The organism is Micromonospora sp. NPDC003776 (assembly GCF_053605645.1).
In genome coordinates, this window is sequence record NZ_JBSGJR010000424.1 from 1 (window position 1) to 6253 (window position 6253).

General features: G+C 76.0%; 6 protein-coding genes and 1 pseudogene. 1 reads left to right on the plus strand and 6 read right to left on the minus strand.

The features are described 5' to 3' along the window. Positions 1-837, plus strand: a pseudogene (locus tag ACWEVO_RS26935) (hypothetical protein); the annotation flags it as partial. 45 nt (positions 838-882) lie between these two features. Here the strand turns inward: ACWEVO_RS26935 and thiC are convergent. The 6 genes from thiC to thiO all read right to left on the minus strand — a co-directional run bounded on the left by thiC (position 883) and on the right by thiO (position 6187). After that, positions 883-2475, minus strand: a complete 1593-nt coding sequence (gene thiC / locus ACWEVO_RS26940) for a phosphomethylpyrimidine synthase ThiC (protein ID WP_452310299.1) — start codon at positions 2473-2475, stop codon at positions 883-885. 17 nt (positions 2476-2492) lie between these two features. After that, positions 2493-3281: a bifunctional hydroxymethylpyrimidine kinase/phosphomethylpyrimidine kinase gene (gene thiD, locus ACWEVO_RS26945; protein ID WP_452310300.1), complete on the minus strand. Its 789-nt coding sequence runs from the start codon at positions 3279-3281 to the stop codon at positions 2493-2495. After that, entirely contained in the window at positions 3278-3976 is a 699-nt protein-coding gene (locus ACWEVO_RS26950; protein ID WP_452310304.1) for a thiamine phosphate synthase, read from the minus strand. Before ACWEVO_RS26950 ends, thiD begins: the two co-directional genes overlap by 4 nt. An 86-nt stretch (positions 3977-4062) precedes the next feature. Continuing rightward, entirely contained in the window at positions 4063-4842 is a 780-nt protein-coding gene (locus ACWEVO_RS26955) for a thiazole synthase (protein ID WP_452310301.1), read from the minus strand. Next, positions 4839-5039 carry a sulfur carrier protein ThiS gene (gene thiS / locus ACWEVO_RS26960; RefSeq protein WP_452310302.1) on the minus strand — a complete coding sequence of 67 codons (201 nt, stop codon included), beginning with the start codon at positions 5037-5039 and terminating at the stop codon, positions 4839-4841. Before thiS ends, ACWEVO_RS26955 begins: the two co-directional genes overlap by 4 nt. Then, on the minus strand, positions 5030-6187 hold the full coding sequence (gene thiO / locus ACWEVO_RS26965) for a glycine oxidase ThiO (RefSeq protein ID WP_452310303.1): 1158 nt from the start codon (positions 6185-6187) through the stop codon (positions 5030-5032). The genes thiS and thiO overlap by 10 nt, the downstream gene beginning before the upstream one ends. Between the last annotated feature and the right edge of the window lie 66 nt (positions 6188-6253).

Below are 6253 nucleotides of genomic sequence, written 5' to 3' on the forward strand. Positions count from 1 at the left end.
CCCGCCGCGCCCCCGGCGGCCCCGGCCGCGCCGGCGCCCCCCCCCCCCGCCCAGCCCCCCGACGGGGCCCCCGCGCCGCCCGCGGCTCCAGACGCGGCGGCGCCCACCACGCCGGCCGAACCCCCCGCCGGGCCCGACGAGCCGGCGGCTCCGCTCGCCACGTCGCCGGACGCGCCGGCCAGCGCCGACGGCCCGGCGCCGGAGCGGAGGTTCTTCTTCGACCCCGAGCCGGTCGCCGCGGACCGCGCCGCGAAGACGGACGCCCCGGCATCGCCCCGCCCACGCTTCCCGATCTTCGAGGACCTGTCGGACGGGCCGGGCAGCGTCCGGCCCGCCTCCCGGCGGCCGGTCGCCCCGCGCCGCAATGGCGGCGACCCGGACGGCACCAGTGGGGACGGCGGCGCCGCGACCGAGCCGCCCCGGGTCGAGCCCACGCCGCGTCCCCGCCACCGTGCCCTGCCGGACCTGGGCCGCGGCGCCACCTGGGACGCCTTCGCCGCCACTCGGCAGCCCACCCCCGCCGCCGGGGAGGACCCGGGGTCCGGCGAGGACGGGCGGCACGCCGCGCCGGCCGCAGCGGGGGCGCCGACCGGCGACGACCCGCAGACCGGAGAGTCCCCGGCCGCGCCGACCGAGGCGGCCGCGGAGGCCGGCAACGGGAAGGCGAAGCAGCGGCGCGGCCTGTTCCGGCGCAACCGGGCCAAGGAGGCCGCGGCGCCCGAGGCCGAGGCGCTCGGGCGGGACGAGGAGTACGTCGACTGGGTCGCCGGCCTCGCCTCGGACGACGACCCGGACGACGCCCGTACCCTGCGGACCGGCCGCCACCACCGCGACTGACCTCCGGGGCGGGCCGACGGTGCGACCGGCCCGTCCCGGAGCGGGTCAGGCCAGCGGCAGGTAGACCCGCGCCCCGGCGGAGGGGAATTCTTCGGATTTGTCCCACATCCCCCGCGCCGCGTAGTCCTTCAGCTCCTGGGTGATCTTCATGGAGCAGAACTTCGGACCGCACATCGAGCAGAAGTGCGCCGTCTTCGCCGGCTCGGCCGGCAGCGTCGCGTCGTGGTACGACCGCGCGGTCTCCGGGTCCAGCGAAAGGTTGAACTGGTCCTCCCAGCGGAACTCGAAGCGCGCCTTCGAGAGCGCGTCGTCCCAGGCCTGCGCTCCCGGGTGCCCCTTGGCCAGGTCGGCGGCGTGCGCGGCGATCTTGTACGCGATCACACCCGCCTTCACGTCGTCCCGGTCGGGCAGCCCGAGGTGCTCCTTCGGGGTCACGTAGCAGAGCATCGCGGTGCCGAACATGCCGATCATGGCGGCCCCGATCGCCGAGGTGATGTGGTCGTACGCGGGCGCGATGTCCGTGGTCAGCGGACCGAGCGTGTAGAACGGGGCCTCGTGGCACCACTCCTGCTGCAGGTCCACGTTCTCCTTGATCTTGTGCATCGGCACGTGCCCGGGGCCCTCGATCATCACCTGGACGTCGTGTTCCCAGGCCACCTTCGTCAGCTCGCCGAGGGTCCGCAGCTCGGCGAACTGCGCCTCGTCGTTGGCGTCCGCAATCGAGCCCGGCCGCAGCCCGTCGCCGAGGGAGAAGGTGACGTCGTACCTCGCGAGCAGCGCGCACAGCTCCCGGAAGTTGGTGTAGAGGAAGTTCTCCTCGTGGTGCGCCAGGCACCAGGCCGCCATGATCGAGCCGCCCCGGGAGACGATCCCGGTCACCCGGTCCACCGCGAGCGGCACGTACGGCAGCAGCACCCCGGCGTGCACGGTCATGTAGTCGACGCCCTGCTCGGCCTGCTCGACCACGGTTTCGCGGAACACCTCCCAGCTCAGCTTCACCGGGTCGCCGCCGACCTTCTCCAGCGCCTGGTAGATCGGCACGGTGCCGATGGGCACCGGCGAGTTCCGCACGATCGCCTCGCGGGTCTCGTGGATCCGCTTACCGGTGGAGAGGTCCATCACGGTGTCCGCGCCCCACCGGGTGGCCCAGGTCAGCTTCTCCACCTCCTCGGCGATCGAGGAGCTGACCGCCGAGGTGCCGATGTTGGCGTTCACCTTCACCAGGAACGCCTTGCCGATGATCGCCGGCTCGCACTCCGGGTGGTTGACGTTGAGCGGCAGCACGGCCCGCCCGGCCGCGATCTCGTCCCGGACGAACTCCGGCGCGACGCCCTCCCGGATCGCCACGAACTCCATCTCCGGGGTGACGATCCCGGCCCGGGCGTACGCGAGCTGGGTCGGGCGCTTCCCGTCCGCGCCGGCCAGCGGTGTTCCGGCTCCCCGGACGGGCGCGACATCGCCGCGCCCGGCGATCCACGGGCCGCGCAGCGGCGGCAGCCCGACCTCCGGGTCGGAGCCGGGCCCGGAGGTGTCGTAGAGCCGGACCGGCGGGTTGTCCCCGGTCAGCTCCACCTCGGCGAAGGGCACCCGGAGGTCCGGCCGCGATCCCTCCACGTAGACCTTGCGTCGTGCCTGCATGTCAGCCTCCCTGATGGTCAACGGGACCAGCCGAAGTGGTCGAGCGGGCCACGTCCGGCGCCCAGCTCCCAGTGCCGCGCGCCGACCAGCGCGCGGGTCACGTACTCCTTGGCGGCGGCCACCGCGGCCGGCACCGGGTCACCGGCCGCCAGCCGCACGGCGAGGGCCGCCGAGAACGAGCAGCCGGTGCCGTGGCTGTGCCGGGTGACCACCCGCGGCGCCCGCAGCAGCGTGGTCGTCCCCCCGCCGGCCAGCACGTCCACCGACTCGCCGCCGGCGTCCACGTCACCGCCGGTGACCACCACGTGCGCCGGCCCACCGGCCGCGAGGGCCTCGGCCGCCGCGACCATCTCCTCGACCGTGGTCACCGGGCGCCCGGTCAGGGCCGCGGCCTCCGCGCAGTTCGGCGTCGCCACCTCCGCGTACGGGAGCAGCCGCTCGACCGCCGCCACCACGCCGAGCCGGTGTCCACTCGTGGCCACCAGCACCGGGTCGACGACCAGCCGGGGCAGCCGGCCCGCCTCCGCCACCTCGGCCACCGCGTCGGCGACCGCCGGCGTGCCGAGCATGCCGGTCTTGACCGCCCGCACCGTGAAGTCGCCGAGCACGCTGTCGAGCTGGTCGCGGACGGTCCGCGGGGGCAGCGGCAGGACGGCGTCCACACCCCGGGTGTTCTGCGCCGTGACGGCGGTGATCACGCTGGTGCCGTACGCGCCGAGGGCGGCGAAGACCTTGAGGTCGGCCTGGATGCCGGCTCCTGCGCCGGAGTCTGATCCGGCGATCGTGAGCACTGTTCGTGGGGTCATGGCTTTTCCCTCCCGGTGGGGGGCTGCGGCCGACCGTGCCCACTCCGGGCGGTCAGGCTTGATCCCTCCGTGGGCACGGTCGGGGGCTGCGGGCTGGACGGCTCGGGGGTGGCCGCCTCATCGAAGGCGCTGCCCAGCGTGGTGGCTGTCTCGGCGGGGTCGTCTGCGCGCATGAGGGCACCGAGCACGGCCACACCCGCCGCGCCTGCCTGGACGCACGCCTTCACCTGGTCGGGGGTCTCGATGCCGCCGAGGGCCAGGACCGGGACCGGACTGACCTGGGTCAGCTCGGCGAGGCCGGCCGGGCCGAGGGGTGGGCCGTAGCCGGGTTTGGTCCGGGTCGGGAAGACCGGCGAGAGGGTGACGTAGTCCTCAGTGGTGAGCCGGGCGAGTTCCGCCTGGTCGTGGCAGGAGCGGCCAACCAGTCCGACGCGCGGCGGTGGGTAGGGGCCGGCCGCCGGGAGGTGGACGGCGTCGCCGTCGAGCGGGTCGGCGCCGGCGACGATCAGCGCGCCGCCCGCCTCGGCGAGCACCGCGCGCAGCTCGACGGCGAGGGCGAGGCGCTCGGCGCGGGGCAGGTCCTTCTCCCGCAGCACCACCCATCGCACGCCCCCACCCACAGCCCCCGCGACGACCTCCACGAGCGCCCCCCGCGCAACCCGCCGATCGCTCAGCAGCACGACGCCCGACGGCAGGGCGTTGCCCGAGATCTTGGAAGACTTCGGCCCCGCCAGGGGCCACTTCCTTCCAAGATCTGGAGCCGGGTCCGCGATTGGGGCGGTCACAGGTCCGGCCTGCCGTCGTCGGGGGTGGAGGCGAGCGCGTGGAAGCGGCGGGCGATCCGACCCGCCCGGTACGCGAGCCGCCCCGCCTCGACCGCGTACCGCATCGCGGTCGCCATCGCCACCGGGTCGGCGGCCCGGGTGACCGCGCTGGCCAGCAGTACCGCGTCGCAGCCCAGCTCCATGGCGAGCGCCGCGTCCGAGGCGGTGCCGATGCCGGCGTCGAGGATCACCGGCACACCCACGCTCTGCCGGATCAGCCGGATGTGGTGCGGGTTGCTCACCCCCAGCCCCGAGCCGATCGGGGCGCCGGCCGGCATCACCGCCGCGCAGCCCACATCGGCCAGCCGCCGGGCCAGCACCGGATCGTCCGACGTGTACGGCAGCACGGTGAACCCGTCCGCGACCAGCTCCTCCGCCGCGCGCAGCAGCTCCACCCCGTCGGGCAGCAGGGTGCGCTCGTCCCCGATCACCTCCAGCTTCACCCAGTCGGTGTCGAACGCCTCCCGGGCCAGGTGGGCCACCTTCACCGCCTCGGCGGCGGTGCAGCAGCCCGCCGTGTTCGGCAGCAGCCGTACCCCGCACCGGTCCAGCAGGTCGAGCAGCCCGCCGGCGGTGCCCGGGGCGGTGTCCACCCGGCGCAGCGCCAGCGTCACCAGCTCGGTGCCGGACGCACGGATCGCCTGTTCCAGCACGTGCAGGTTGGCCGCGCCACCGGTGCCCAGGATGAGCCGGGAGCCGAACGTGACCCCGCCGAGTTCGAGGGACACCGCGCTCACCCGCCCTGGGCGGCGCTGAGCACCTCGACCCGGTCACCGTCGCGCAGCACGGTCGCCGGCCAGCCGCCCCGCGGCACCACCTCGCCGTTCACCGCGACGGCCAGGCCCCGCCGCTGCTCGGTGACCGCACGGACCAGCTCCGCGACGGTCGTCCCGCCGGGCATGTCCCGCCCGGTGCCGTTGACGGTCAGTCGCACGTCTCCTCCTCGCTGGCGGACACGGCCCGGTCCGCCCGGGCGAACCGGTCGGGGGTGAAGGGGGCGAGCAGCGGGTCCGGCTCGCCGGTGACGATCAGCTCGGCGACCAGGTCCGCGGTGACCGGGGTGAGCACGATGCCGTGCCGGTGGTGTCCGGTGGCGGCGAGCACGCCGGGCCGGCCGGGCAGCGGCCCGATGATCGGCGCGTTGTCCGGCGTACCGGGGCGCAGCCCGGCGGACGCCTCCACCAGGTCGTACTCGGCCAGCCCGGGGACCAGGTCCACGGCCGCGCGGAGCAGCCGGAGCACCGCGCCGGCGGTCACCTCGGTGTCGGCGCGCTCCTCGACGGTCGCCCCGACCACCACCTCCCCGCTGTCCCGGGGCACCAGATAGACCGACTCACCGTCGGCGTACCCCCGGATCACGTGCCGGAAGTCCGGCGCGCCGCGGCCGGGCGCGCGGAGCCGGAGCACCTGCCCCTTCACCGGCCGGACCGGCAGGCCGGTGAGCGCCGCCGCGCCGCAGCCGGCGGCGACCACGGTGACGCGGGCGTCCACCCCGGACAGGTCACCCACCGCGCCCGGCCGCCACGCCACGCCGGCCCGTTCGGCGGCGGTCCGCAGCGCGGCGACGAGTCGGCGCGGGTCGACCTGGTGGTCGCCGGGGGCGACCGCGCCGCCGCGCACCCGCGGGGCCAGCGCCGGTTCGCGCTCCCGCAGCGCGGAGGGGCGCAGCGGCGTGATGGGCAGTCCCAAACTCTGCTGGTACGTCCAGAGCCGGCGCGCCTCGGCCAGGTCGTCGGCGGTCAACCCGACCACCAGCGTGCCGTCGGTGCGGTAGCCGAACCCGGTGCCGGCGGCCTCGGCCAGCTCGGCGGCGAAGCCGGGCCAGCGGGCGGCGGACTCGGCGAGCAGCCCGGTCAGCTCGCGCTCCCCGAAGTAGGCCTCGGCGACCGGCGACAGCATGCCCGCGGCGACGTGCGAGGCGCCGGAGCCCGGCGCGGGATCGTGCACCACCACCCGCAGCCCGCGCTGCGCGCACCGCCACGCGACCGCCAGCCCGACCGGTCCCGCCCCCACCACCGCCACGTCCGCACGGAAGGGCCCCTTCTCGACGCCTCCGGTAGCGGGCGGGCCCCCGCTCAACATGTCAGCGCCCGGAGCAGCGCCGCGGTGGCCGCGGCCGGATCGGCGGCCTGCGAGAGCGCCCCCACC

What these genes read in the sequence shown, in the direction of transcription:
- thiD (WP_452310300.1), bottom strand. Translation starts at nt 3,281, where the DNA reads ATGACCCCACGAACAGTGCTCACGATCGCCGGATCAGACTCCGGCGCA.
- thiO (WP_452310303.1), bottom strand. Translation starts at nt 6,187, where the DNA reads ATGTTGAGCGGGGGCCCGCCCGCTACCGGAGGCGTCGAGAAGGGGCCC.
- thiC (WP_452310299.1), bottom strand. Translation starts at nt 2,475, where the DNA reads ATGCAGGCACGACGCAAGGTCTACGTGGAGGGATCGCGGCCGGACCTC.